The organism is Nonomuraea sp. N2-4H, assembly GCF_045291505.1.
Lineage (GTDB): Bacteria > Actinomycetota > Actinomycetes > Streptosporangiales > Streptosporangiaceae > Nonomuraea > Nonomuraea fastidiosa.
Genome location: NZ_CP147987.1, coordinates 1,334,890 through 1,360,081 on the forward strand (window position 1 = coordinate 1,334,890; position 25,192 = coordinate 1,360,081).

The 25,192-nt window shown below is 72.8% G+C and carries 18 protein-coding genes; 13 read left to right on the forward strand and 5 right to left on the reverse strand.

Annotation, left to right across the window (positions count from 1 at the left end; translation table 11 throughout):
* The first annotated feature begins 22 nt into the window (after positions 1-22).
* From WBK31_RS06160 to WBK31_RS06175, 4 genes are all read left to right on the forward strand, one after another.
* On the forward strand, positions 23-1,456 hold the full coding sequence (locus WBK31_RS06160) for a DUF5691 domain-containing protein (RefSeq protein WP_406674453.1): 1,434 nt from the start codon (positions 23-25) through the stop codon (positions 1,454-1,456).
* Entirely contained in the window at positions 1,453-2,517 is a 1,065-nt protein-coding gene (locus tag WBK31_RS06165) for an AAA family ATPase (protein ID WP_364067590.1), read from the forward strand. Before WBK31_RS06160 ends, WBK31_RS06165 begins: the two co-directional genes overlap by 4 nt.
* Before the next feature lie 485 nt (positions 2,518-3,002).
* Positions 3,003-5,564: a DUF5682 family protein gene (locus WBK31_RS06170; RefSeq protein ID WP_406674454.1), complete on the forward strand. Its 2,562-nt coding sequence runs from the start codon at positions 3,003-3,005 to the stop codon at positions 5,562-5,564.
* Between the two features lie 58 nt (positions 5,565-5,622).
* Entirely contained in the window at positions 5,623-6,783 is a 1,161-nt protein-coding gene (locus WBK31_RS06175; RefSeq protein WP_406675455.1) for a VWA domain-containing protein, read from the forward strand.
* Positions 6,784-6,808: 25 nt separating this feature from the next.
* Here the strand turns inward: WBK31_RS06175 and WBK31_RS06180 are convergent, their stop codons facing one another.
* Positions 6,809-8,239 carry a DHA2 family efflux MFS transporter permease subunit gene (locus tag WBK31_RS06180; protein WP_406674455.1) on the reverse strand — a complete coding sequence of 477 codons (1,431 nt, stop codon included), beginning with the start codon at positions 8,237-8,239 and terminating at the stop codon, positions 6,809-6,811.
* Between the two features lie 102 nt (positions 8,240-8,341).
* Here WBK31_RS06180 and WBK31_RS06185 point away from each other — a divergent pair, with 102 nt between their 5' ends.
* From WBK31_RS06185 to WBK31_RS06195, 3 genes are all read left to right on the forward strand, one after another.
* The gene (locus tag WBK31_RS06185; RefSeq protein WP_364067596.1) at positions 8,342-9,088 is read left to right on the forward strand and encodes a TetR/AcrR family transcriptional regulator C-terminal domain-containing protein; all 747 of its coding nucleotides are present in this window, start codon (positions 8,342-8,344) and stop codon (positions 9,086-9,088) included.
* 72 nt (positions 9,089-9,160) lie between these two features.
* Positions 9,161-10,555 carry an MFS transporter gene (locus WBK31_RS06190; RefSeq protein WP_364067598.1) on the forward strand — a complete coding sequence of 465 codons (1,395 nt, stop codon included), beginning with the start codon at positions 9,161-9,163 and terminating at the stop codon, positions 10,553-10,555.
* A gap of 11 nt (positions 10,556-10,566) precedes the next feature.
* A complete protein-coding gene (locus tag WBK31_RS06195; protein WP_364067600.1) occupies positions 10,567-11,571 on the forward strand; it encodes an enolase C-terminal domain-like protein in 1,005 nt (334 codons plus the stop codon).
* Between the two features lie 104 nt (positions 11,572-11,675).
* Here WBK31_RS06195 and WBK31_RS06200 read toward each other — a convergent pair whose 3' ends face one another.
* Both WBK31_RS06200 and WBK31_RS06205 read right to left on the reverse strand, forming a co-directional pair.
* Complete coding sequence (locus tag WBK31_RS06200; protein WP_406674456.1) at positions 11,676-11,894, reverse strand: hypothetical protein; 219 nt, start codon at positions 11,892-11,894, stop codon at positions 11,676-11,678.
* A 68-nt stretch (positions 11,895-11,962) separates the two neighbouring features.
* Positions 11,963-13,420 (reverse strand): LCP family protein, encoded by a 1,458-nt coding sequence (locus WBK31_RS06205; RefSeq protein WP_378784349.1) that lies wholly within the window; start codon positions 13,418-13,420, stop codon positions 11,963-11,965.
* A 222-nt stretch (positions 13,421-13,642) separates the two neighbouring features.
* On the opposite strand from WBK31_RS06205, the gene WBK31_RS06210 reads away from it, so the two are divergent.
* Both WBK31_RS06210 and WBK31_RS06215 read left to right on the forward strand, forming a co-directional pair.
* Entirely contained in the window at positions 13,643-14,503 is an 861-nt protein-coding gene (locus WBK31_RS06210; protein WP_364067606.1) for an enoyl-CoA hydratase-related protein, read from the forward strand.
* A gap of 1 nt (position 14,504) precedes the next feature.
* A complete protein-coding gene (locus tag WBK31_RS06215) occupies positions 14,505-15,470 on the forward strand; it encodes an alpha/beta hydrolase (protein ID WP_406674457.1) in 966 nt (321 codons plus the stop codon).
* Here the strand turns inward: WBK31_RS06215 and WBK31_RS06220 are convergent.
* A complete protein-coding gene (locus tag WBK31_RS06220) occupies positions 15,443-16,936 on the reverse strand; it encodes a prolyl oligopeptidase family serine peptidase (RefSeq protein ID WP_364067610.1) in 1,494 nt (497 codons plus the stop codon). The genes WBK31_RS06215 and WBK31_RS06220 overlap by 28 nt on opposite strands.
* Before the next feature lie 107 nt (positions 16,937-17,043).
* Here WBK31_RS06220 and WBK31_RS06225 point away from each other — a divergent pair, with 107 nt between their 5' ends.
* From WBK31_RS06225 to WBK31_RS06235, 3 genes are all read left to right on the forward strand, one after another.
* Positions 17,044-18,162: an exonuclease SbcCD subunit D gene (locus WBK31_RS06225; protein WP_364067612.1), complete on the forward strand. Its 1,119-nt coding sequence runs from the start codon at positions 17,044-17,046 to the stop codon at positions 18,160-18,162.
* Entirely contained in the window at positions 18,163-22,128 is a 3,966-nt protein-coding gene (locus WBK31_RS06230) for an AAA family ATPase (RefSeq protein WP_406674458.1), read from the forward strand. It begins immediately after the preceding gene.
* A gap of 76 nt (positions 22,129-22,204) precedes the next feature.
* A complete protein-coding gene (locus WBK31_RS06235) occupies positions 22,205-23,089 on the forward strand; it encodes an NAD(P)-dependent oxidoreductase (RefSeq protein WP_364067616.1) in 885 nt (294 codons plus the stop codon).
* Between the two features lie 63 nt (positions 23,090-23,152).
* Here the strand turns inward: WBK31_RS06235 and WBK31_RS06240 are convergent, their stop codons facing one another.
* Entirely contained in the window at positions 23,153-23,785 is a 633-nt protein-coding gene (locus WBK31_RS06240; protein ID WP_364067618.1) for an HAD family hydrolase, read from the reverse strand.
* Positions 23,786-23,892: 107 nt separating this feature from the next.
* On the opposite strand from WBK31_RS06240, the gene WBK31_RS06245 reads away from it, so the two are divergent.
* On the forward strand, positions 23,893-25,179 hold the full coding sequence (locus WBK31_RS06245; RefSeq protein WP_364067620.1) for an MFS transporter: 1,287 nt from the start codon (positions 23,893-23,895) through the stop codon (positions 25,177-25,179).
* Positions 25,180-25,192: the final 13 nt, after the last annotated feature.

Here is a 25,192-nt window from a genome sequence, read left to right on the forward strand (position 1 = left end):
ACGACGAACGAACGGGGGCGCCATGACCGGATGGGACGACCTGACCTCGACCGCGCTCGTGGGCACCGACCGCCGCCCGTACACCGGTGACCTGCTGGAGGCAGCGGCCGTGGAGACCGTACGGCGGCGAGCCGGCGCTAGCACCCCCGGCGAGCACACGCCCGACGGCGGAAAGCCGAGCGATGGCGCGTCCGGCGAAGAACGGAAAGCCGCCGAAGAACGCGGAGCCGGCGAAGGGCGGGAGCCGGGCGGTGGCCGGGCGCCGGAGGAGGAGCGGGCGGCCATCGGGCGGCGGGCGGCGGAGCGGCTGCGGCGGATCCTCGACGGCGAGCACGAGCGCCTGCTGCCCGAGTGGCTGGCCGCCGCGGCGGCGACCGGCCGCAGGGTGCCGCCGTACGTGCTGCCCGAGCTGCTCGATCGCGGCCGGAGGGACCGTTCGATACGGGTGCACCTCGGCGTGCTGGCCGGGCAGCGGGGCCGCTGGCTGGCCGGGCTCAACCCGGCGTGGGACTACCTGCTGGACGAGCCCACCGGCGAAACGTGGGAGCTGGGCGGCGCCGCCGACCGGCGCGCCCACCTGAGCGCGCTCAGGGCGGCCGACCCCGGCCAGGCGAGGGCGCTGCTGGAGAGCACGTGGGAGCAGGAGGCGCCCGACGACCGGGCCGGGTTCGTGGAGGTGCTGGCCGAGGGGCTGAGCATGGCCGACGAGCCGTTCCTCGAGCAGGCGCTGGACGACCGCCGCAGGGAGGTGCGCCAGGCCGCCGCCAACCTGCTGACCCGTCTGCCGTCCTCCCGCATGTCCCGGCGCATGGCCGAACGGCTGCGCGCCTGCGTCACGATCGACGGTGACGTCATCGCCGTCGAGGCGCCTGCGTACTGCGATAAGGAGATGGAACGCGACGGCATCCGCCAGAAGCCGCCCCGCGGCATCGGCGAGCGCGCCTGGTGGCTGCAGCAGATCATCGCGCGCGCCCCGCTCAGCGCATGGGGCCACCGGCCCGCCCGGCTGCTCGCCATGAAGATCCCCGACTGGGACGCCGACGTGAAGAGCGCCTGGGTGCGCGCGGCGGTCTTGCAGCGCGATCCGGAGTGGGCGCGGGCGATGTTCGGCTGGGACCCGATCGCCGACCTGCTGGTCGCCCTGTCGCCGGAGGAGCAGCAGGAGCTGGCGGCCAGGTTCGTCGCAGAGCACGACCTCGACAGCCAGCTCATCATGGTGCTCGGCGGGGTGTCGTCCCATTGGGGCGAGGGCCTGGCCACGGCCGTCCTCCGCAAGATCGTGAAAGTGAACACCACGCAGCCGTGGAACCTCGCCGAGCTCGTCAAGCTGGCCGGCGAGCACATCGACCCGGCCCTGCACGAGCTGGCCGAAGACTTCTCACCGGCCGAACCCGTCCAGAAGGTCGCCTCCCTGCTGCGGTTCCGCGCCGACATGTACAAGGAGCTCACCCGATGACCGTTCTGCGCCCGCACGCGGAAGACCAGTACGCCGAGGAGCTGGCCCTCCTCGCCAAGGACGACGACCGTCCAAGGCCACCGGGCTGGAAGCTGTCGCCGTGGGCGGTGACCACGTACATCATGGGCGACGGTGACCACATCACCCCTAAATACGTGGGTGCGCGCCGCATCGTCGAGGTCGCCGTCGCCACCCTCGCGACCGACCGCGCGCTGCTGCTGCTCGGCGTGCCCGGCACCGCGAAGACCTGGCTGTCCGAACACCTCGCCGCCGCCATCAGCGGCGACTCGACGCTGCTCGTGCAGGGCACGGCCGGCACCGCGGAAGAGGCCATCCGGTACGGCTGGAACTACGCGCGGCTGCTGGCCGAAGGCCCGTCGCTCGACGCGCTCACCCCGTCGCCGGTGATGCGCGCCATGGCCGAGGGCCGGGTGGCCAGGATCGAGGAGCTCACCCGCATGCCGTCCGATGTCCAGGACGCGCTGATCACCGTACTGTCCGAGAAGACGCTGCCCATCCCGGAGCTCAACCGCGAGGTCCAGGCCCAGCGCGGCTTCAACGTCATCGCCACCGCCAACGACCGCGACCGGGGCGTCAACGAGCTGTCCAGCGCGCTGCGCCGCCGCTTCAACACCGTCGTGCTGCCCGTGCCCGCCACCGCAGAGGAAGAGGTCGACATCGTCGCCCGCCGCGTCGCCCAGCTCGGCCGCTCGCTCGAGCTGCCCGAGACGACCACAGGGCTGGCGGAGATCCGGCGGGTCGTGACCGTGTTCAGGGAGCTGCGCAACGGGGTGACCGAGGACGGCCGCACCAAGATCAAGTCGCCCAGCGGCACCCTCTCCACCGCCGAGGCCATCTCCGTGCTGACCAACGGCATCGCCCTGGCCGCCCACTTCGGCGACGGGGTGCTGCGCCCGTCCGACGTGGCCGCCGGGATCGTCGGCGCGGTGGTGCAGGAGCCGGTGTCGGATCGGGTGGTGTGGCGGGAGTACCTGGAGACGGTGATACGCGAGCGTACGGACTGGCATGACTTCTACCGCGCCTGCCGCGAGGTGTCATGACCATCTCACCTCTGCCCTCGTCTTCGGCTCCCGGCACCGGGTCCGGCGTCCCTGGGCCCGGCGACGCCCCGGCAGGTTGTGCGTCGCCCGCCGCTTCACCGGCCGGTCCGCCTCCGCTCGGTGTCACTGCGGAAGGTGTCGCTGCGGCCAGTGGCGCTTCGACTTCGTGCGGTGCCGAGTCCGACAGTCCCGGCTCGGGGCGCGGCGTTTTCGACGGTGGTGCCGTGTTCGACGGTTCCGGCTTGGGGTGCGGCGCTTTCGACGGCGATGCCCGGAGTGCAGCGGGTGGCGGGACGCCGGGTGCCTTAGGTCCGGGAGCGGAGGCACTGGGTGGCGCGACGCAGGGTGTGACGGCCCTTGACGGAGAGTCGGATGGCGATGGGGTGATACCGGGATCGGCGGACGACGGCAGGGTGACGACCGATGGCAGGGTGCTGCCTGGCACCGGGTTTGGTGGCGCGGAATCCGGAGGCGGGGACCCGCGGGTGTCCGTCCTTGGCGTGCGGCATCACGGCCCCGGGTCGGCGCGGGCCGTGCGGCGGGAGCTGGAGCGGCTGCGTCCCGACATCATCCTCATCGAAGGCCCGCCCGAAGCCGACGCGCTGATCGCGCACGCGCCCGGCCTCGAGCCGCCGGTCGCGCTGCTCGCCCACGTGCCAGGGGCGCCGTCGCGCGCGGCGTTCTGGCCGTTCGCCGCGTTCTCGCCGGAGTGGCAGGCGATCCTGTACGGCACGTCCGCCGGCATCCCGGTCCGCTTCTGCGACCTGCCCGCCGCCCACTCCCTCGCCGAAGACCCCGGTGAAGAGCCCGCCGAAGCCCTGGCGAGCGGTCCCGCCGAGGGGCAAGCAGGCGGCTCAGCCGAGGCTCCGGCAAGTGGACGAGCCGAGGGGGTGGTCGGCGGGCGGGCCGGGGGAGCGGCCGGTGGAATAACCGGCCCCTCGCCTGGCGAGCTAGCCGGAAAGCCGGGCAACGGCGACGTCGGGAGGCCGGGTGACGGCGTGGCCGGGAGGCCGGGCGGCGAGGCCGGGGATACGGGCGGCGGGGCCACGCAGGACCCTCGCGAGCAGCAAGCGGCCCAAGCAGGCCCCGGCAAAGCGCGTATCGACCCCATCGGGGCGCTGGCCGCGGCGGCCGGGTACGACGATCCCGAGCGCTGGTGGGAGGACGTTGTCGAGCACCGGGGCGTGGTCGAGCACCGGGGCGGTGATACGCCGTTCGCGGTGATCGCCGAGGCCATGGCCGCCGTACGCGAGGGGTACCGGCCGGACGAGCGGGAGGCCAGGCGCGAGGCGTACATGCGCAAGACCATCCGTACGGCGCTCAAGCAGGGTTTCACCCGGATCGCGGTGATCTGCGGCGCCTGGCACGTGCCCGCGCTCACCGCCCCGTTCCCGCCCGCCGCCGCCGACAACGCGCTCCTGCGCGGCCTGCCGAAGGTGAAGGCGGAGCTGACGTGGGTGCCGTGGACGTACGGGAGGCTGGCGTCCTGGAGCGGCTACGGCGCGGGGATCACCTCGCCCGGCTGGTACCACCACCTGTTCGAGATCCGGGACCGCCCGATCGAGCGGTGGCTGGCACGGGCGGCGGAGGTGCTGCGCGACGAGGGGCTGGCGGTGTCGTCGGCGCACGTCATCGAGTCGGTACGGCTCGCCGAGGCCCTCGCCACGCTGCGCGGCCGACCGCTGGCGGGGCTCGGGGAGGTCACCGAGGCGGCCAGGGCGGTGCTATGCGAGGGCGACGACCTGGCGGTGGAGCTGATTCAGCGGCGCATGGTGGTCGGCGACCGGCTCGGGCACGTCTGCGACGGCGTACCGATGGTGCCGCTCCAGCGTGACCTGCGCGACCGGCAGCGGAAATTGAAGCTCAAGCCCGAGGCGCTCGACCGGGAGATCGACCTCGACCTGCGCAAACCGCTCGACCTCGGCCGCAGCCACCTGCTGCACCGGCTGCGGCTGCTGGGGGTCGGCTGGGGCACGCCGGGGCAGGCGCGCGGGAAGGGCACGTTCAGGGAGACGTGGACGCTGCGGTGGCGGCCGGAACACGACCTCGCGCTCATCGAACACGCCGCCCTGGGCACCACCGTGGTCGCCGTCGCCGCGCAGCGCGCCCGCGACCTGGCGGCGACCGGGACGGCGACGCTGGCGGACCTGACGGGGCTGGTGGAGCAGTGCCTGCTGGCCGACCTGCCGGAGGCGCTGCCGGACGTTCTGGGCGCTCTGTCGGCCAAGGCGGCACTCGACACCGACGTCACCAAGCTGATGGCGGCGCTGCCCGCGATGGTGCGTGCCCACCGTTACGGCGATGTGCGCGGCACGTCGGCGGAGGGGCTGGAGGCGATCGTCCGGTCGATGCTGGAACGCATCTGCGTCGGCCTGCCGGTCGCGGTGACCGGCCTGGACGACGACGCGGCCGCCGACCTGCTCAAACATGTGGACGCGGTGCATTCGGCGGTCGCCCTCCTCTACGCCCCCGACGCGGGCACCCCCGCAGGGCGGGCCGTCAGTGCCGCCGGGGCTCCTCCGGCGGGCGGTGCCGCACGGGACGAGGCTCGCGGGAGCGGGACGGCTCGGGGACGGTGGATGGCGACGCTGCGCGGTATCAGCGATCGCCAGGACCTGCACGGGCTGATCGAGGGCCGGCTCGCGCGAATCCTGCTGGACGCCGGTGAGCTGCACGACGCCGGTGACCGGATGGCCAGGGCGATGTCCCGGGGGCAGGCCCCGGCGCGGGCGGCAGCCTGGGTGGAGGGGTTCCTGGCGGGCGGCGGGTTGTTGCTGGTGCACGATCCGCGCCTGCTGGGGCTGGTCGACGAGTGGCTGACGGGGTTGTCCCGCGAGCAGTTCACCGACGTGCTGCCGCTGCTGCGCCGCACGTTCGGCGCGTTCGCGGCACCCGAACGCAGGGCCGTCGGCGAGCGCCTGCGTGCGGCGGGTCGCGACGAGGGTGCGGGCCGGGACGACGTGGACGAGCGCCGCGCCGCCCCCGCCGTCGCCACCGTCCTGTCGATCCTCGGCGGGACGGCACCCGCAGCGAGGTCACGCGGATGATCGTCAGCAGCAACGGCCGAGTCGGGGGGCGTCAGTGAGCGGTGAGCGGGATGAGCGGATGCGGCGGTGGCGGCTGGTGCTGGGCGGGGGCCCGGCCGACGGCACCGGGTGCGCGCTGGACGGCGCCGACGCGCAGATGGACGCGGCGCTGGCGGCCCTCTACGACCAAGGCGGCGCGTCCAGGGACGGCGACGGCGGGCGGGCGGCCCGGCGGGAGGGCGGCCTGAGCGCGTCGGCGCCTCGGGTGGCGAGGTGGCTGGGCGACATCCGGACGTACTTCCCGTCCACGGTCGTCCAGGTCATGCAGAAGGACGCCATCGAGCGGCTCGACCTCACCAGGCTGCTGCTGGAGCCCGAGATGCTGGAGGCCGTCGAGCCCGACGTGCACCTGGTGGGCACGCTGCTGGCGCTCAACAAGGTGATGCCCGACCAGGCCAGGGAGTCGGCCAGGGCGGTGGTGCGCACAGTGGTGGCGGAGCTGGAGCGCAGGCTGACGCAGAAGACGCGGGCGGCGGTGTCGGGGGCGCTGGACAGGTCGGCGAGGACGCACCGGCCGAAACGGGTGGCCGACATCGACTGGGACCGGACGATCCGGGCGAACCTGAAGAACTACCTGCCCGAGAAGAACACGGTCGTCCCCTCCCGGCTGGTGGGGTACGCCCGCCGCCGGCGGTCCGTGCAGCGGGAGGTGGTGCTGTGCATCGACCAGAGCGGGTCGATGGCGTCCTCGGTGGTGTACGCGAGCGTGTTCGGCGCGGCGCTGGCGTCGATGCGGGCGCTGAAGACGTCGCTGGTGGTGTTCGACACGGCGGTGGTCGATCTCACCGACCGGCTGCACGATCCGGTGGAGCTGCTGTTCGGTACGCAGCTCGGCGGCGGCACCGACATCAACCGGGCCGTCGCCTACAGCCAGGGCCTCATCACCCGCCCCACAGACTCGATCTTCGTGCTGATCAGCGACCTGTACGAGGGCGGGGTCCGGGAGGAGATGCTGCGCCGGGTGGCGGCGATGACGCGGGCCGGCGTCCAGGTGATCGTGCTGCTCGCGCTGTCCGACGAGGGCGCGCCGTTCTACGACCACGAGAACGCGGCCGCGCTCGCCGCGATGGGGGTGCCCGCGTTCGCCTGCACCCCTGACGCCTTCCCCGGCCTCATGGCGGCGGCGATCGAGCGGCGCGACATCGCCCGCTGGGCCGAGCAGCACACCCCTGCCCCTTGAGCGTCCCGTCTCACGCGCCCGGCTCTTAGGGCCGGGCGTGGCGGGGCAGCAGGTACGACAGTCCGAACGTGAGCGCCAGCAGCCCCACCTCGACCCATACCGTGAGCTGCATGGCCGAGCCGAAGCTCCACCGGTCGGCGAGCAGGTGGAAGAAGAGCGTGCCGAGCACCGCGGTGCCGAACGCGCCGCCGAGCTGCTGGATGCCGGTCAGCGTGCCGGAGGCGGAGCCGGACTCGTGCGGCTCGACGCCGGCGAGCACGATGTCGAAGAACGGCGCCATGACGAGCCCCATGCCGATGCCGGCGAGCGCGAGGCCGGGGGCGAGCTGCAGGGTGGAGACGTCCGTGCCGGCCAGGTGAATGGTGAGGGCCAGGACGGCCGCGCCGGCCGCCATGACGAGCGTGCCGATCTGCAGCAGGCCGCGGCCGAGCTTCTCCTGTAGCCCCGACATGGCCAGGCCGAAGCCGACGACGCCGCCGAGCGCCTGCGGCAGCGCGGCGAGACCGGCCTCGAGCGGGCTGAAGCCGAGCCCGAGCTGCGTGTAGAGGGTGAAGACGAGGCTGAAGCCGATCATGCCGGAGAAGAACGCGAGCCCGGCGACCAGGCCGCCGGTGAAGGCGCGCTTGCGGAACAGGCTGGGCGTGACGAGCGGGTCGCGGCCTGAGGCGGTGCGGCGGGCCTCGTACCGGCCGAAGAGGGCGAACACCGCGATCGAGGCGGCCATCGACACGAACGTCCAGGCGGGCCAGCCCAGCTCGCGGCCCTGGATGAGCGGGAAGACGAGCAGGAACGCGGCGAGCGAGACGAGCCCGACACCGGGCAGATCGAGGCGGGTGGCGGCGGGGGAGCGGTATTCCGGCAGGTAGCGCAGCGCGGCGAGCACGGCGGTGAGGCCGAGCGGCAGGTTGATCAGGAAGATCATGCGCCAGCCGGTGCCGAAGAAGTCGGCGTCCACCAGCCAGCCGGCCAGCACGGGACCGCCCACGGACGAGATCGTCATGACGGGCCCGAACATGGCGAACGCCTTGCCCACCTCATGGGGCGGGAACATCTCCTTGATCAGCCCCAGGCCCTGGGGGATCATCACCGAGCCGAACAGGCCCTGCAGCACGCGGCTGGCGATCAGCATCTCGGGGCTGACCGCGATCCCGCACAGCAGTGAGGCAAGGGTGAAGCCGGAGGCGCCGATCACGAACATGCGCTTCTTGCCGTACAGGTCGCCGAGGCGCCCGCCGGTGATCAGGCCGACGGCCATGGCGAGGGTGTAGCCGGCGCCGAGCCACTGCACGAGGCTCTCCGAGCCGCCCAGGTCCCGCCGGATGGTGGGTGCGGCGATCGTGGTGACGAGCGCGTCCAGGAGGTCCATGACCTCGGCGGCGAGGATCACGAACAGGGCGATCCACCGCCATCGGTACGGATGGACCCCGGCCTGCGCCGAGGCGGCGGTCACGGTCATGAGCGGTCTCCTTCGATAACGGTGTTCCAGCGAACGAACAGCGTTCGTAAACGAACATCGTTTTAGTGGCGAACGCCGTTCGTGTCAAGTACGCTGTTCGTCATGGTGGATCGCAAAGGAGCGGAGGGCGTCCCGGCGCCGCCGTGGCGCAAGACGCGCAAGCCGGCACAGCCCAAGCGGCAGCTCAGCCAGGATCTGATCATCGAGACCGGCCTGCGGATCCTCGACACCGAGGGGCTCGACGCGCTCAGCATGAGACGCGTGGCCCAGGAGCTCGACACCGGCCCGGCCTCGCTCTACGCCCACGTCGCCAACAAGGAGGAGCTGCTGGAGCTGCTCTACGACCGGGTGCTCGGCGAGATCCGGCTCCCGGAGCGCGATCCGGCCCGCTGGAAGGAGCAGCTGCGGGCGTACGCGCTGGAGGTGCACCGCGTGCTCATGGCGCACGGCGACGTCGCCAGGGCGGCGCTGGCCACGATCCCCACGGGCGAGAACTCCGTGCGCGCGGGCGAGTTCATCTTCGGCCTGCTCGTGGAGGCGGGCATGCCGCCCAGGGAGGCGGCCATCGCGCTTGACCGGCTCTCCCTCTACATCGTCGGCGACGCCTACGAGGCGTCGCTGCACTACACCCGCATGCGCGCGGCCGGCTTCACCGACAAGCGGGAGTACTTCGAGTCGTGGGTCGGCCAGATCATGACCTACTACCGGGCGCTGCCGCCCGAGCAGTTCCCCCACGTCACCAAGCACGTCGACGACCTGGTGGACGCCGGCGGCGAGGAACGCTTCCGCTACGGGCTCGACCTCATACTCGACGGCATCGAGGCGCGCATGCCGGGCAAGCGGGCGTAGGCATGCCTTAGGCCCAATTGCCTAGGCCCGATGCCCGATGTGCCGGACGGGGCCGGCCCGTAGTTTGCCCGCATGACAACGACTGTGGAGAAGAACGCGGCGGCCCCTGCCAGGGTGCTGTCCGCCGCTTACCGGGCATTGAGCATCGGCCTTGTGGCGCTGGTGACGCTGACGGCGTTCGAGGCCATGGCGGTCAACACCGCGATGCCGGTGGTGGCGCGCGACCTCGACGGCCTGCCGCTGTACAACCTCGCCTTCAGCGCCACCCTGGCGGCCAGTGTGATCGCGACCGTGCTGGGCGGGCGGTGGGCGGACCTGCGCGGGCCCATGCAGCCCATCGCGGCCGGGGTCGCCGCTTTCGTGGCGGGCCTGCTGCTGGCCGGGCTGGCGCCCACGATGGAGGTGTTCGTGGTCGGCCGGTTCGTGCAGGGCCTCGGCGCCGGGCTCATCCAGGTGTCGATGTACGTGCTGGTCGCCCGCGCCTATCCGCCCGAGATGCATCCCCGCGTGTTCGCCGTGTTCTCGGCCGCCTGGGTCGTGCCGTCCATGGTGGGCCCGGCCATCGCCGGGTTCGTCGTGGAGAACGCGAACTGGCGGTGGATCTTCCTCGGCGTGACGCTCATCGTGATCCCGTCGGCGCTGCTGCTGTGGCGGGGCTCCGCCGGGCGTACGGACGGCGACGGCCAGACCCAGGACGACGCCGAGCCCGCACCCGCGCTCGGCCGCAAGCTCGTCTGGGCCACGCTGACCGCCGTCGCCGCCGCGCTGCTGCAGTACGGCGGCGCGCTCAAGACGGCCGGCCTGCCCCTGCTCGCGGCGGGCCTCGTGCTGCTGGCCGTGGCCCTGCCCAAGCTGCTGCTGCCCGGCTCGCTGCGGGCCGCCCGCGGCCTGCCCACCGCGCCCGTCCTGCGCGGCCTGGCCTTCGGCGCGCTGACGGCCACCGAAGTGTTCATCCCGCTCATGCTCATGAACGAGCGCGGGATGAGCGCCACCGGCGCCGGCGTCGTGCTCACCATCGGTGCGCTCGGCTGGTCAACCGGCTCCTGGATCAAGGGCCGCGGCGTGATCGGCAACCTGGTCGCCATCAGGGGCGGCGCCGCCATGATCGCCATCGGCATCGCGATGGTCACGCTCGTGCTGATCGACGCCGTGCCGATCGCGGTCGCCTACGTCGCCATGGCCATCGCCGGGCTCGGTATCGGCGTGCTGCACCCCACGGTGTCCGTCCTGGTGCTGGAGATGTCCAAGGAAGGCGAGGAAGGCGCGAACAGCGCGGCCGTGGGCGTCGGCGAGTCGGTGTTCACCGTGATGGCCGTCGCGCTCAGCGGCGCCCTGTTCACCGCCGCCGGCGGCAGCTACCTGATCGGCCTCGCCTTCACCGCCCTCCTCGCCGCCGGGGCCTTTCTGCTCGCCCCGCGTTTCGTGCACGCCGCGGCACCGGGCACTATGGAGGGAGCCGCGTCATAAAAGGGGGATGCATGCCGCGAGTGCGGGAGCTTGAGGTCTTCCGGCTTGTCCTGCCCTTCGGCAGGAAGACGGAGACCCTGCTCGTCAAGCTCACCGACCATGGAGGCATGGTCGGCTGGGGTGAGGCGACCGCTCCTCCGGCCAAGGCCTGGTCGAGGCTGGAAGAGACGCTGGCCGCGCTGCTCATCGGCGTCGACTGGGAGCATCCCGACACCGTGCCGAGCGGCGACAGCGCCGTCGACATGGCCTGCTGGGACCTGTGGACCAAGATGCGCGGCGTGCCGCTCGCCGAGGCGATCGGCGGCACCCGCACCTCCCTCGTGGCGACCGTGCGGCTCGGCCCCGACACGTCGGTCGAGAGCCTGGTGTCCCGGGTCAACCAGCAGATCTGCGCCGGATACGGGCACGTCACGCTCGACGTCAGGCCGGGCTGGGACGTCGAGCCCGTACGCGCGGTGCGGCAGGCGTACCCGGCGCTGACCCTGGCCGTCGACTGCGGCAACGCCTACAGCGACCTCGGCCAGCTCGTCGCGCTCGACTCCTACGGCCTCGAGGTCATCGAACGCCCCTTCGCCGTCACCGACGTCTACTCCCACGCCGCGCTCCAGGACCAGGTGGCCGCCTCCGTCGCGGTCGAGGTCTCCTCATCCGCCGAGCTCGACGACTTCCTCACCCTGCGCGCGGCCCGCGTGCTGCTGCTGCGCCCGTCGGCGTTCCCGTCGCTGTCGGAGGCCAGGCGCGCCCACGACCGCGCCGCCGCCGCGGGGTGGGACATCCAGTGCACCGGCGGCCAGGGCGCGGGCCTGGCCAGGGCGGCCACGGTCGCGGTGGCCAGCCTGCCGGGGTGCACGCTGCCGTGCGACGTGACGCAGCCGCCCCGCCAGAACCAGATCGTCACGCCCGTCGTCGGCGCGAACGCCGGGGTCATCGCGGTGCCGCTGACCCGGTCGGGGCTCGGCCACGACGTCGACGAGCAGCGCCTGCGGCGGATGACCAAGGAGTCGTTCCACGCGTAGGGCGTGTCAGGGGGCGGGGATCGGGTCGCCGTCCTCGTCCCACCACGACGCCACCCCTTCCGGCGGGCCGTACGCGTCCCGCCGCGCCCCTCGTTCAGGCGGGGTCATGAATGCAGCGAGCGGGCCAGGTTCACGCGCGTGATGTACTCGGAGATGCCGGAGAAGTGGGCGCCGGCCGCGATGAGCGCGTCCCGGATGCCGGCCGTCCTGTCCATGATCGCGCCCGTGGGCGTGCCGGCGACGATGGCGAACGCGAGCGCCGCGAGGGCGAGCAGGTGGCTGCGGCGGTGCACGATGAACCTCCCGAGGCGGTGTGTGATCACGACACCGCCCAGGAGATCACGACCGGCCCGCCTCATCGCGGGTACGCCACAGCGGCCAGGCGCGTTCTTTACCCCTTGTTCGAGGGGGCGCCGCAGCCCTGGGTGAGGCCCTGCACCGGGTTGTCGTCGTCCTGCTTGGGCCGCTTGTTCGCGGTCTTCTTCGGGTTGGGCGTCTTCGCCGGCGCGGCCGTCCCGGAGCCGGTCGGAGACGGCGACGGCGAGGCGGTGGCGGCGACCGGCCGCTCGGCGCGCTCGGACTCGCGGATCGCCTTCGCGGCCAGCGACCGGATCAGCTCCCAGTCGGGGTAGCCGGTGTTGATCAGCGGCGGGACGAACTGCAGGCTCGTCACCTTGGCGTTCTTCACCTTGAGCGCCAGCGGCACCAGGTGCTCCAGCATCGGCCGCGGGATGTCGGTCCTGATCAGGCCCTTCGTGGCCCGCGCGACCTGGTTGAACCTGGTCAGCAGCGTCGCCGGGTCGGCCTGGTCGAGCAGTGCGCCGAGCACGCAGCGCTGGCGGCGCATGCGCGTGTAGTCGTCGCTGAACGTACGGGATCGGGCGTACCACATGGCGTCGGCGCCCTTCAGCCGGCGCGTGCCCGCCTTGACCAGGCCCTCGTTGTACTTGCCGAACACGACGTCCTGCTCGACGGTGATCGTGATGCCGCCGATGGCGTCGATGAGCCGGGCGAAGCCCCACATGTTGACCAGGGCGTACCAGTCGACGCGGAGGCCGAGCGTGTAGCCGATGGTGTCCATCAGGACCTTGGCGCCCTGGTGCTGCTTGCCGCCGAACAGCTCGGGGTGGGCGTCGGCGTACTCCCACACGCTGTTGAGCAGGTCGCTGCTGCCGCCGTTGGGGTCCTTCGGCAGGTCGAAGCCGTGGGGGAAGCGGCGGGCCATCGGCGTGCCCGGACGGAAGCGCACGTCCTCGAGGTTGCGCGGCAGGCTGAACAGCACGGTGTTGCCAGTCCGCACGTTGACGCTGGCCAGGTGCATGCTGTCGGTGCGCACGCCCACCCGGTGGTCGTCGGCGTCCCCGCCCAGCAGCAGGATGTTGATCCGCTCGCGCCCCGCCCACGGGTCCTCGGGCTTGGGCGCGGGGGGCGTCGGCTCATCGACGGCCTCGACCGGGGCCTGGAAGATGTCGTCGAGCGCCTGCCGGTAGGTGCTCGCCGAGTGCGCGGCGTACGCGAACGGCAGCACCACCACGACGGCGAGCAGCCCGGCCAGCGTGCCGGTGAGCACTTGCCCCGCCTGACCGAGCCGGTGGGGCCGCAGCACCACGAACGAGTGCACGATCAGCGCGAACCAGGCCGCGCCCAGCACGCCCGAGCCGATCATGACGGCGGTGATCCACGAGTCCTGGGTGGCCGAGCCGAGCAGCGTGCCGAGGTCGTTGGAGAGCACGAACGCCAGCAGGCCGAGCAGCGCGACGGCGTACAGGGAGATCAGGACGAGGCCGGTCTTGCGCCGGCGGCACGCAGATGAGCGGCCCCGGGTGCCAGTGCCGCCAGCACGAGCCACCCGAGGACCCCCGCGGCGCTCACTGGGGCGCTCACTGGTTTCTTCGCCTGCTCCACGCCTTCCCCGTTTCCCCGCGTACCACCATAGGTGCTGAGACCTCCACCCGCGGTGAACCGCGTGGCGCGGTCGCCCCAGGCTCCATTGAGGCGGCAGCCTATGCACTTAATACGAAAAATGTCGTTATCAGGGGGTGAACTTCAGCAACCGAATAACATTCTGTGCATGGGCTTCTCTGAGATCGAGTACGGGGTGACCGATCGCATCGCCACCGTGACATTGAAACGCCCCGACCGGCTGAACGCCTTCACCTTTACGATGCGCGGAGAGTTGATCGAGGCTTTCGACCTGGCCGACGCCGACGACGACGTCCGCGCGGTGGTGGTCACGGGCGCGGGCCGCGCCTTCTGCGCCGGGGCCGACCTGGGCGGCGGCGGAGGCACGTTCAAGGGCCGCGCATGGGGCGAGACCGTCGACGGCGTGCCGCGCGACGGCGGCGGCACGGTCGCGCTGCGCATCGCCCGCTCGCTCAAGCCCGTCATCGCCGCGATCAACGGCCCCGCCGTCGGCGTCGGCGTCACGATGACGCTGCCGATGGACGTCAGGCTCGCCTCGGAGACGGCCAGGTTCGGGTTCGTCTTCGCGCGGCGCGGCATCGTCACCGAGGCGGCGTCGAGCTGGTTCCTGCCCAGGATCGTCGGCATCTCCAAGGCCATGGAGTGGGCCGTCACCGGCCGCGTCTTCTCCGCGGCCGAGGCGCTCGAAGGGCGGCTGGTCTCGCGCGTCTGCCCGGCCGACGAGCTGCTGCCCGCCGCGTACGAGCTGGCCAGGGAGATCGCCGACAACACCTCCGCCGTCTCCGTCGCGGCCATCCGCCGCCTCATGTGGTCGGGCCTGTCGGCGTCCTCGCCCTGGGAGGCGCACGCCGCGGACTCCCGCCTGATGGCCGAGCTCGGTGGCGCGCCCGACACGGTCGAGGGCGTCACCGCGTTCCTGGAGAAGCGGCGGCCCGACTTCCCCATGCGGGTCAGCAGCGACCTGCCGCCCGGGGTGCCCTCATGGCCGGATGATCCCTATGGTGTCTAGCATGTACGAGATCACCGTGCTGCCCATGCCCGACGACTTCGAGGGCGAGGTCGTGGCGACGCTGGTGTCCAGGAGGGCAGAGACCGCCTCCCGCAGGGCGGTGCTCTACCTCCACGGCTTCACCGACTACTTCTTCCAGGACCACCTCGCCGAACACTACGTGCAGCGCGGCATCGACTTCTACGCGCTCGACCTGCGCAAGTACGGCCGTTCCCTGCTGCCGCACCAGACCAGGGGCCTGATCAGGAGCGTCACCGAGTACTTCACCGAGATCGACGAGGCCGTGCGCATCATCAGGCGCGACCACGACGAGCTGACCGTCAACGCCCACTCCACCGGCGGGCTGGTCGCCGCCCTGTGGGCCGACCGGGTGCGCGGCCGCGGCCTGGTGCAGGGGCTCGTGCTCAACAGCCCGTTCTTCGACCTCAACGTGCCCACGCCGTTAAGGCTGGCCGCCGACCTGCTCAAGACGCCGCTGTCGTACACGAAATGGGTGCTGCCGCTGCCGTCCAGCGACGTCTACGGGCGCACGCTGCACCGCAGCCACGGCGGCGAATGGGACTACGACCTGGAGCTGAAGCCGCTCGGCGGGTTCTCCGTGCACGCCATGTGGCTGGCCGCCATCCGGCGCGCCCAGCGGCGGCTGCACGCCGGGCTGTCGGTGGACGTGCCGGTGCTGGTGCTCGCCTCGGCCAACGGCCTGCGCGTCCGCGACTTCGTCCCCGAGGCCCGCTCGGCCGACATCGTGCTCGACCCCCGCCACATCGCCCGCTGGTCCACCTCGGTCGGGCCGCACGTGACGTGCGTGCGCATCCAGGACGGCGTGCACGACCTCGTGCTGTCCGCCGAGCCCGTGCGCAAGCAGGTCTTCGCCGAGATGGACCGCTGGATGGAGGCCTTCGTTCACCAGGACGCTCACCAGGACGTTCACCAGGGCGTTCACCAGGGGAACGAGAAAAGGCCGTAGTAAGCCGCCGCCACCAGCAGCAGCCCGGTCCCGCCCAGCACGCCCCCGACCGACACGTACTGCCAGCGGGTGGGCTGCAGGCCCTCGCGCAGCGCCGACACGTACGCCGCCACCGCCGTGACCTCCTGGATCAGCATGAGCACGGCGAGCAGCCGCACCACGAGCCAGCCGGCCAGCACGGCCGGCCAGGCGCCCGCCTGGTTGACCGAGAACAGCACCAGCAGCGTGATGAACGCCGCCACCGAGGCCAGCAGGGCGAGCCCGGTCCACGCCATCCTGGTCAGCCGGCGCCTGATCGGCGCCCACAGGCGGGCGTTGGTCTCGACGGGGGTCTGGTCGCGGTGGCGCAGCCGTACGACCATGGCCGCCACCGGGCCCGCCACGTAGCCGACGGCGGCCAGGCAGATCGTCAGGCCGAGCATCGTGCCGCCCGCGTACCAGGGGGCGGCGGGCACGTCGCTCGCCTCGAACCGCTGCACCGGGGTCGCGCCCGCCATGTGGACCGCCGGCTTGGCCGTGCCCGGCAGGCCCTTGATCCAGTTGGCCAGGGTCTCCAGGTAGCCCGCGGTGAAGTCGCCGCCGTTGACCCGCATGGCATGGTCGCCCTTGGCCATGAAGCGGATCGTGTACTTGTCGTTGCCCGCCTTCTCCAGGGCCGTGATGAGCGCCTTGGTGGACTCGACGAAGGGGATCGAGGGGTCGGTGGTGCCGTAGAACGCCAGGACCGGCTGCTTGACCTGGCTTAACGCGGGCATCGCGTCGTAGCGCAGGAAGTCGAAGCCGACCCCGCCCATCGCCCTGGTCAGCAGGTCGCGTACGCCGACGGGGGCGCGCAGCCGCAGCAGCTGCTCGTTCAGCGCCCAGGCGACCTGGCGCAGCGGGGAGACGTTGGGCGACGACACCAGCACGATGAAGCCCACCGACGTGCTCTTGGCCGCCGCGATCGGCACCACCCAGCCGCCCTCGGACACGCCCCACACGCCCACCAGATCCGGGTTCACCTCGGGCCGCGTGCGCAGGTACTCGACCATGCGCAGCGCGTCGTCCGCCAGCAGCCCGAAGTCGCGGTGACGGAAGTCGTAGCCGACCGTGCGCTTGTCGAACGCGATCGTCACCACGCCCGCCCTGGACAGGAACTCCGCCTGCGGCGTGAACTCCGTACGCGAGCCGTTGCCCGACCCCGACACGAACACCATCGCCGGATGCCGCCCGGGAGCGATCGGCACCCGCAGCGTGCCCTCCAGGCGCTGGCCCTCCGCGGGGACCGAGATCTCCTCCTCGCGGAACTCGTGGACGGTCGCGACGGGCTTCAGCTCGGCGGCGGGCTGCGGCGGGATGGCCTGGAACGCGGGATCGACCTTGAGCGGCGGCGGATCGAACGCGGGCGGAAGGACGTAACCGACCGCCGCGAGAGCCACCAGCACCAGGCCGGCGGCGACGCTCAAGGTGCCACGGCCAGTGCGCATCGGCCTCCCCATGTGCGTTGGTTTGCCCGCCGATCTTCCAGAGTACTCCCGGCGCGTGGGGCTGGAGAGACCCCATATGTCAGTGAGACCTGTTAGCTTCCTGCGACATGCGGATCCTGCACACCTCCGACTGGCATCTCGGGCGCTCCTTCCACCGCGAGAGCCTGCTCGCCGGGCAGGCCGCGTTCATCGATCACCTGGTCGAGACCGTGCGCTCCGAGCGGGTCGACGTGGTGGCGGTGGCCGGCGACGTCTACGACAGGGCGCTGCCGCCCGTCGACGCCGTCGCCCTGCTCGACGACGCGCTCGCCAGGCTGCGCGGCGCCGGCGCGCGCGTGGTGCTGATCAGCGGCAACCACGACTCGGCGCTGCGGCTGCGGTTCGGCTCGGCGCTGTTCGAGTCGGCGGGCGTCCACGTCCGCACCGCGCCCGACAGGTCGTGGGAGCCCGTCGTGGTGGACGACGTCGCCTTCTACGGCATTCCCTACCTGGAGCCGGAGCTCGTACGCGCCCAGTGGGAGCTGCCCGACCGCAGCCACACCGCCGCCATCACCTACGCCATGGACCGCATCAGGGCCGACGCCGCCCGCCACCGCGCCTCCGTGGTGCTCTCCCATTGCTTCGTCACCGGCGGGCAGGCCAGCGACAGCGAGCGCGACATCAGCGTCGGCGGGGTCGCCCACGTGCCGCTGAGCGCGTTCGACGGGGTCGGCTACGTCGCACTCGGCCATCTGCACGGCCGCCAGCGCATGTCCGAGACCGTGCGCTACTCCGGCTCGCCGCTGGCCTACTCCTTCTCCGAGGCCGGCCACGTCAAGGGCTCCTGGCTGGTCACGATGGGGGAGAAGGTGGAGGACGTCGACTTCGTGCCCGCGCCCGTGCCCCGCCCCGTCGGCCGGCTGCGCGGCGACATCGACGACCTGCTCACCGACCCCCGCTACGCCGCCTACGAGGACCACTGGCTGCAGATCGTCCTCACCGACCCCGTGCGGCCCAAGTCCGCGATGGACCGCCTGCGCGCCCGCTTCCCCCACACTCTCGCCCTCTCGTTCGAGCCGGTCGGCGCCGTCGCCGCCGCCGAGCCCGTACGCGTCACCGGGCGGCCCGAGGCGGAGGTCGCGCTCGACTTCGTCAAGGAAGTACGCGGCGAGCCTGCCGCACCCGAAGAGGAGGAGCTGCTAAGACAGGCCATCGAGGCGTCCAGGGTGAAGGAGACGATGGCGTAGATGCGCCCCCACAGGCTCACGCTGACGGCGTTCGGGTCCTTCCCCGGCACCGAGACCGTCGACTTCGACGCGCTGGCCGAAGCCGGGCTCTTCCTCGTCCACGGCCCCACAGGGGCGGGCAAGACCACCATCCTCGACGCGCTCTGCTTCGCCCTCTACGGCCAGGTGCCCGGACAGCGCAACAGCGCCCGCAGCCTGCGCTGCGACCACGCCCCGCCCGGCACCGGGCCGTCGGTCACCCTCGAGGTGTCCATCAGAGGGCGTTTACTGCGCATCCAGCGCTCCCCGGCCTGGCAGCGGCCCAAGCTGCGCGGCACGGGCTTCACCGAGGAGAAGGCCAAGGTGGTCGTCTCGGAGTGGCAGGGCTCCGACTGGCACGGCCTCACCACCCGCCTCGACGAGGCCGGCGACCTCATCGGCGGCCTGCTCGGCATGAACGCCGACCAGTTCTGCCAGGTCGCCATGCTGCCGCAGGGCGACTTCGCCCGCTTCCTGCGCGCCGGCGGCGACGAGCGCGCCAAGCTGCTCGAACGCCTCTTCAGCGTCAAGGTGTTCACCGCGGCCGAGTCCTGGCTCGCCGAGCACCGCAAGCAGGCCTGGCGCGAGGCGCAGGAGCTGCGGCAGGAGGTCGATTTCGCCGTCAAACGCGTCGAGGAGGCCGCCGGTCCCGACCTCCTCGGCCGGCTCACCTCGGCCGCGCTGGGGAGCGCGGCTGCCGGGGGCGGCGTCCACGCCACCCTGGCCTTCGACGACGATCCCGCTCCGGCGGCGCGCGGCGAGGACGCCTCGGCCGGCACCGCTCCGGCGTCGGATCGCGAGGGCGAGGCCGTTGCGGCGGCGGGCCGGGACCGTGAGGCCGCCCTACGGGACGGGCGCGCCGGAGCGGCCGGCGTCGTGGCGGGGGACGACCGTACGGCGGGTTCGGCCGACGGACAGGTGCGGGCTGCCGCTGACGGGCAGGGGCAAGCAGTCTCCGACCGGCAGGGGCGGGCCGCCTCCGACGAGCAGGGACAAGTGGACGCCGGCGGAGAGGCGCCGTCGCCTGAGGAGGAGCCGTTGCGGTGGGCGGGCGCGCTGCTCGACGCCGCGCGGGCCGTCGTGACGCGGGCGGAGGAGGAGCACGCCGCGGCGGGTGCCGCCTTGCGGGCCGCGCGGACGCGCTTCGAGCAGGCCGCCGCCCTGGCCGAGCGCCAGCGCCGGTACGCCGAGGCGCTCACCCTGCGCCGCATCCTCGACGAGCGGGCCGACGAGCGCGCCGACCTGCAAGCGATCCTCGACGACGCCGCCAGGGCCGACCGCGTCGTCCCGCTCGTCACGGCCGCCCGGCAGCGCGCCGAGGCCGCCGCCAAGGCCCGCGCCCTGGCCGCCGACGCCATCGCCCGCGCCCGCCCCCTCCTGACCTCAGCCCCGCCCGCGGGCTCCGGCCACCCATCCGGCGCGCCCAGGCAGGGCGCCCCCGCTCCCGGCCCCACCGCGCAGCGGCCCACCGCACCCGGTGCGGATGCGCCCACCGCGCAGCGGCCCGCCGCTCCCGGCGCCGCCGCGCAGTGGCCCGCCGGGAAGGCTCCTGCCACGGAGAGCCCGTCGGACCAGGGGCGGATCGATGCGGGTGCGCCGAGTGCCGGGGAGCTGGCGGCGTTGGAGCGGGCGCGGCAGGACGAGATCGCGCGGCTGCAGGAGCTGCTGACCGAGGAGGCCAGGCTCTCGGTGGTGCGGCGCGACCTGCTGCGCGTCGAAGACGAGCTGGCCGAGCTGCTCCGCGCCGACGAGCGGGTGAGCGCCCGGCTGGCCGAGCTGCCGGCGTTGATCGAGCGGGCCGAGGCGGGGCTGGCGGCCGCGCGTACGGACGCCGCGCGGATCCCCGCGGCGAAGGCCGCGCGCGACGCGGCCGCGCACCTCATCGAGATCGACCGCGAGCTGGCCGCCCTGGCGGAAGAGCTGGACGTCCTGGCGCAGCGGGAGGCCGAGGTGGCGGCGGCGGAGGCCGAGCTGCCGGCCAGGCTCGCCGAGGCGGAGGCCGCGCTGGACGACGTACGCGCGCAGGCCGCCGCGATCCCCGCGCAGACGGCGGCGCTGGAGGCGGCCAGGGCGGCGCTGGAGGCGACGCACCGCAGGGAGGCGCTCGCCGCCGAGCTGGAGGAGGCGAGGGCCGCGCACCAGGTGCTCGTGGACCAGGCGCAGGCCGCCCGCGAGCGCTGGCTAGACCTGCGGCAGGCCCGCATCGACGGCATGGCCGCCGAGCTGGCGCGCGATCTCGCCGACGGGCAGCCGTGCGCGGTCTGCGGCTCCGAGCACCACCCCCAGCCCGCCAAGCCCGCGCCGAGCGCCCCGTCGGCCGATGACGAGCGCGAGGCCGAGGCCGCCCACGACGCCGCGCTGAGCGAACGCGAGGCCGCCGAGCGGGCCCTGGCCTCGCTGGAGTCCCGCCACGCCGACGCGGCCGCGGCCACCGGCGATCTCGACGTGGCCGCCGCCGAGGAGCAGGTGCAGCAGGCCGAGCAGGAGCTGGCCCGCCTCCAGGCGATCGCCGACCGCGAGCCCGCGCTGGCGCAGGCCCTCGAACGGGTCGAGGCCGACCGCGAACGCGTCCGCGACCAGGCCCGCGAGATCGCCGAAGCCCTGGCCGCCCACCGGGCGCACCGGGCGCAGCGGGAGGCCGAGCGGGCCCGCGTGCGCGCCCAGCTCGACCTCGACCCCGACGCGGTGGCCGAGTCCGTGCTGGCGGAGGCCGAGCGAGAGCTGCGCAGGCTGCAGGAGTCGGCGGCCGCCGAGCCCCGGCTGGCGCAGGAGGTGGCCAGGCTCGGACAGGAACGCAATGAGCTGGAGGAGCAGAGCCGCCAGGTGGCGGCGCGCCTCGCGGCCGCCCGCACCAGGCAGGAGGAGCTGAGCGGCGACGCCGGACGGCTCACCGCGCGGCTCGACGCGGCCCGCGGCGGCGACGCCACGCTGACCGCCCGCCTGTCCCGGCTGAGCGACGAGGCCGAGCTGCTGCGCGAGGCGCTGGAGGCCACGCAGGCGGCGGTGTCCGCGCGCGACGAGCTGGCCAGGGCGAAGCAGGCGGCCGAGGAGGCGGCGGCCGAGGCCGGGTTCGGCGACGTGCGCGACGCGGAGGCCGCCTACCGGAGCCAGGCGGAGCGCGAGCGCAAGGCCGAGCTGCTGCGGCGACTCGACGATCAGCACGCGGCCGTCAGCGGCGTGCTGGCAGACCCCGAGCTGGTGGCCGCGGCGGCCGAGCCCGCGCCCGACCTGGCGGCGGTTCAGGCCGAGCGCGACGCGCTGGAGGAGACGTACACGCGGCTGGCGAGCGTACGCGACAGGGCGGCGGCCAGGGCGCGGCGGCTGGCCGAGCTGCACGACGAGCTGGCCGGCCACCTCGAACGCTGGCGTCCCGCCGCCGACCGGCACCGCCTGGCCGAACGCATGGCCTCGCTGGCCAGCGGCACCTCCAGCGACAACCAGTGGAGCATGAGCCTGTCGTCGTTCGTGCTCGGCGAGCGGCTGCGGCAGGTGGTGGCCGCCGCCAACGAGCGGCTCGACCACATGTCCGGCGGCCGCTACCTGCTCAGGCACGACCTGGGCAAGACGGCCGGCTCCCGGACGCGCGCGGGCGGCGGGCTCGGCCTGCGCGTGGTGGACGGCTGGACCGGCGTCGACCGCGACCCGGCCACGCTGTCCGGCGGCGAGAGCTTCATCACCTCGCTGGCCCTGGCGCTCGGGCTGGCCGACGTCGTCACCGCCGAGGCGGGCGGCGCGGAGCTGGGCACGCTCTTCGTGGACGAGGGGTTCGGCACGCTCGACGAGGACACGCTCGACGGCGTTCTCGACATCCTCGACGGGCTGCGCGACGGCGGCCGCGCCGTGGGCATCGTCAGCCACGTGTCGGAGCTGCGTTCCCGGATCACGGCTCAGCTCAAGGTCATCAAGACCCGTACGGGCTCCACGCTGCGCGCCGCCGGCACCGGCTGACCCCCGCAGGGCCGGCCGCAGGGGCGGGTATAGGTTGTGGGCGAGATCGAGGGGTCCAGCTTGCGAGGAGCGGCTCATGCGCGTCGTCGTCACCGGAGCACACGGCAAGGTCGGCAGGGCCGCCGTCAAGGCCCTGCAGGAGGCGGGGCACGAGGTCACCGCCACCGATCTCACCCGCCCGGTCTGGGAACGCCACGATCCCGGCGAGCCCCGCTACAAGCAGGCCGACCTGACCGACGCCGGGCAGGCGTTCGCCGTGACGCACGGGGCCGACGCCGTGGTGCACGCGGCGGCCATCCCCGACCCCACCATGAACGCGCCGCACGTGGTGTTCCAGAACAACCTGATGGCCACGTTCAACATGATCGAGGCGGCGGTACGGCTGGGCGTGCGGCGGTTCGTGAACATCTCCAGCGAGACCGTGCCCGGGTTCTTCTTCGCCGAGCGGCCGTTCCTGCCGGACTACGCGCCGGTGGACGAGGAGCACCCGATCCGGCCGCAGGACCCGTACGCGCTGTCGAAATACTTCGGCGAGCAGCTCATGGACGCGGCGGTGCGCCGGTCGGACATCAGGTGCATCTCGCTGCGGCCGAGCTGGGTGCAGCACGAGGGCAACTACGAGCGCAACCTCGGGCCGGAGGTGCGCGGCGAGGTCGAGGTCGGGGCCGGGCTGTGCAGCTACACCGACGTGTACGACCTCGCCGATGCGATCGTGCTGGCCGTCGAGTCCGACCTGCCGGGGCACGAGGTGTTCTACATCGCCGCGCCTGACAACGCGGGCGGGCACGACTTCGCGGCCATGCTGCGGCGGAGCTTCGGCGACAAGATCGAGCTGCGGCCGCTGTCCAGGGCCGACTCGTCGGGCATCTCGTGCGAGAAGGCGTACCGGATGCTCGGCTGGACGCCCAAGCGGACGTGGCGCGACTACCTGGACGACAACGGCCGCGCCCGCCAGAAGTGACGGCCGGCCCGCGGTTGAGCCGGGCCCCGTCTGCGGGCGGGGCCTGTCGTCAGGCGGGGCCTGTCAGGTGAGGGCCGCGATCAGGCCGGGGAGCTCGGCGGGGTGGCGGAAGAGCGTCGCGCCCAGCCCCTTCAGGCGTGCGATCGGCGTGAGGCCGCCGGCGTACGCGAAGCACCGCATGCCCGCGCTGATCGCCGCCGTCACCCCGATGGGACTGTCCTCCACCACCACGCACTTGTCCGGCTCGGCCCCCATGGTGGCGGCGGCGTGCAGGAACAGGTCGGGCGCGGGCTTGCCCGCGGCGACGTCCTCGACGCTGAAGACGCGCCCGTCGAAGTGGTGGGACAGCCCGGCCAGCCGCAGGTTGCGGCGGATGGTGGCATGGCGGGCGTTGGAGGCCACGCAGAACGGGATGGTGAGCCGTTCGAGCACGTCGGTGATGCCTTCGACGGCGCGCAGCTCTCTCTGGATCGCCGCGCGGTACTCCGCTCTGAACCGGTCGCGCCAGCCGGGCGGGGTGGGCCCGATCTGCTGCTCCCAGTAGTCGCCGGTGGCGCCGACGAACTTCTCGATGTATTCGGCCTCGGTCATCGTCCGGCCCAGGCGGCGCAGGGCCGCCAGCCCGACGCGTACGGAGATGGACTCGCTGTCCACCAGGACGCCGTCACAGTCGAAGATCACCAGCTCGACGGGCAAATGCCCCCCTTTCTACATGGATGTTCCGTATGTGAAACCTAACATTGCGCAGGTGATAGCGTCCTCGTATCGCTTCACAAGACGCACGTCCACATAGTGAGACACCCATGAAGGTTTCCCCTCAGACCGGCGCCCCCAGCCGGTCCAGGATCGCTGCGGCCAGCCTCATCGGCACCGCCATCGAGTTCTACGACTTCTACATCTACGGCACCGCCGCCGCCCTGGTGCTCAACACCGCGTTCTTCCCCGACATGGACCCGGTGGCGGGCAGCCTCGCCTCGTTCTCGACGTTCGCCGTGGCGTTCATCTCCCGCCCGCTCGGCTCCGCCCTGTTCGGGCACTGGGGCGACCGCATCGGCCGCAAGTCCATGCTGGTCGTCTCGCTGCTGGTGATGGGGTTGTCCACGGTCCTGATCGGCCTGCTGCCCGGTTACGCCGCCATCGGCGTGATCGCGCCCGTCCTGCTCGTGCTGCTGCGCTTCACCCAGGGCATCGGGCTCGGCGGCGAGTGGGGTGGCGCGGCGCTGCTGGCCACCGAGCACGCCCCGCCCGGCAAGCGCGGCCTGTACGCGATGTTCCCGCAGCTCGGCCCGTCGGCCGGGTTCATCGTCGCCAACGGGCTGTTCCTGATCCTCGGCGAGGTGCTGAGCGACGGGCAGTTCGACAGCTGGGGATGGCGGCTGCCGTTCGTGGCGAGCCTGCTGCTGGTGATCGTCGGCCTGTACGTCCGGCTCAAGATCTCCGAGACGCCCGTCTTCCAGGCCGCCATGGACCAGCACCGCATCGCCAGGGTGCCGTTCGTCGGCCTGATGAAGCACCAGTGGAAGCGTGTCCTGCTCGGCGCCGGCGCCATGACCATCGCGTACACGCTCTTCTACACCGCCACCACCTACTGCCTGGCGTACGGCACCGACACCCTCAAGATCTCCAAGACCACGATGCTCGCGCTGTCGATGGTCGGCGTGGTGTTCATGGCGGCCGGCACGGTGGCCTCGGCCATGGTGTCCGACCGGCTGGGCCGCCGCCGCACGCTCATCACCGGCACGATCGGCGCCGTCGTGTGGGGGCTGGTGATGTTCCCGCTGATGGAGACCCGCTCCACGTTCCTCGTCGGGCTGGCCCTCGCGGGCGCGCTCGCGCTCATGGGGCTGGTCTTCGGGCCGATGGGGGCGTTCCTGCCCGAGCTGTTCAAGACCGAGTACCGCTACAGCGGCTCGTCCGTCGCCTACAGCCTCGGCGGCGTGCTCGGCGGCGCGGTGCCGCCGCTGGTCGCCACCAGCATGCAGGCGAGCGGGCTGGGCGTCATGGCGGTCGGCGGTTACGTCTCCGCGATGGCGATCCTGAGCCTGCTCTGCCTGCTCGCCCTGCCGGAGACCGGCGACCGTACCCTGTGAGGTGTCGTCAACG

Bases quoted from the DNA above. Each gene is read 5' to 3' on its own strand.
- WBK31_RS06175 (WP_406675455.1), top strand. From the start codon at position 5,623: ATGCGGCGGTGGCGGCTGGTGCTGGGCGGGGGCCCGGCCGACGGCACC.
- WBK31_RS06165 (WP_364067590.1), top strand. From the start codon at position 1,453: ATGACCGTTCTGCGCCCGCACGCGGAAGACCAGTACGCCGAGGAGCTG.
- WBK31_RS06190 (WP_364067598.1), top strand. From the start codon at position 9,161: ATGACAACGACTGTGGAGAAGAACGCGGCGGCCCCTGCCAGGGTGCTG.
- WBK31_RS06185 (WP_364067596.1), top strand. From the start codon at position 8,342: ATGGTGGATCGCAAAGGAGCGGAGGGCGTCCCGGCGCCGCCGTGGCGC.
- WBK31_RS06225 (WP_364067612.1), top strand. From the start codon at position 17,044: ATGCGGATCCTGCACACCTCCGACTGGCATCTCGGGCGCTCCTTCCAC.
- WBK31_RS06210 (WP_364067606.1), top strand. From the start codon at position 13,643: ATGGGCTTCTCTGAGATCGAGTACGGGGTGACCGATCGCATCGCCACC.
- WBK31_RS06180 (WP_406674455.1), bottom strand. From the start codon at position 8,239: ATGACCGTGACCGCCGCCTCGGCGCAGGCCGGGGTCCATCCGTACCGA.
- WBK31_RS06230 (WP_406674458.1), top strand. From the start codon at position 18,163: ATGCGCCCCCACAGGCTCACGCTGACGGCGTTCGGGTCCTTCCCCGGC.
- WBK31_RS06220 (WP_364067610.1), bottom strand. From the start codon at position 16,936: ATGCGCACTGGCCGTGGCACCTTGAGCGTCGCCGCCGGCCTGGTGCTG.
- WBK31_RS06235 (WP_364067616.1), top strand. From the start codon at position 22,205: ATGCGCGTCGTCGTCACCGGAGCACACGGCAAGGTCGGCAGGGCCGCC.
- WBK31_RS06245 (WP_364067620.1), top strand. From the start codon at position 23,893: ATGAAGGTTTCCCCTCAGACCGGCGCCCCCAGCCGGTCCAGGATCGCT.
- WBK31_RS06195 (WP_364067600.1), top strand. From the start codon at position 10,567: ATGCCGCGAGTGCGGGAGCTTGAGGTCTTCCGGCTTGTCCTGCCCTTC.
- WBK31_RS06160 (WP_406674453.1), top strand. From the start codon at position 23: ATGACCGGATGGGACGACCTGACCTCGACCGCGCTCGTGGGCACCGAC.
- WBK31_RS06215 (WP_406674457.1), top strand. From the start codon at position 14,505: ATGTACGAGATCACCGTGCTGCCCATGCCCGACGACTTCGAGGGCGAG.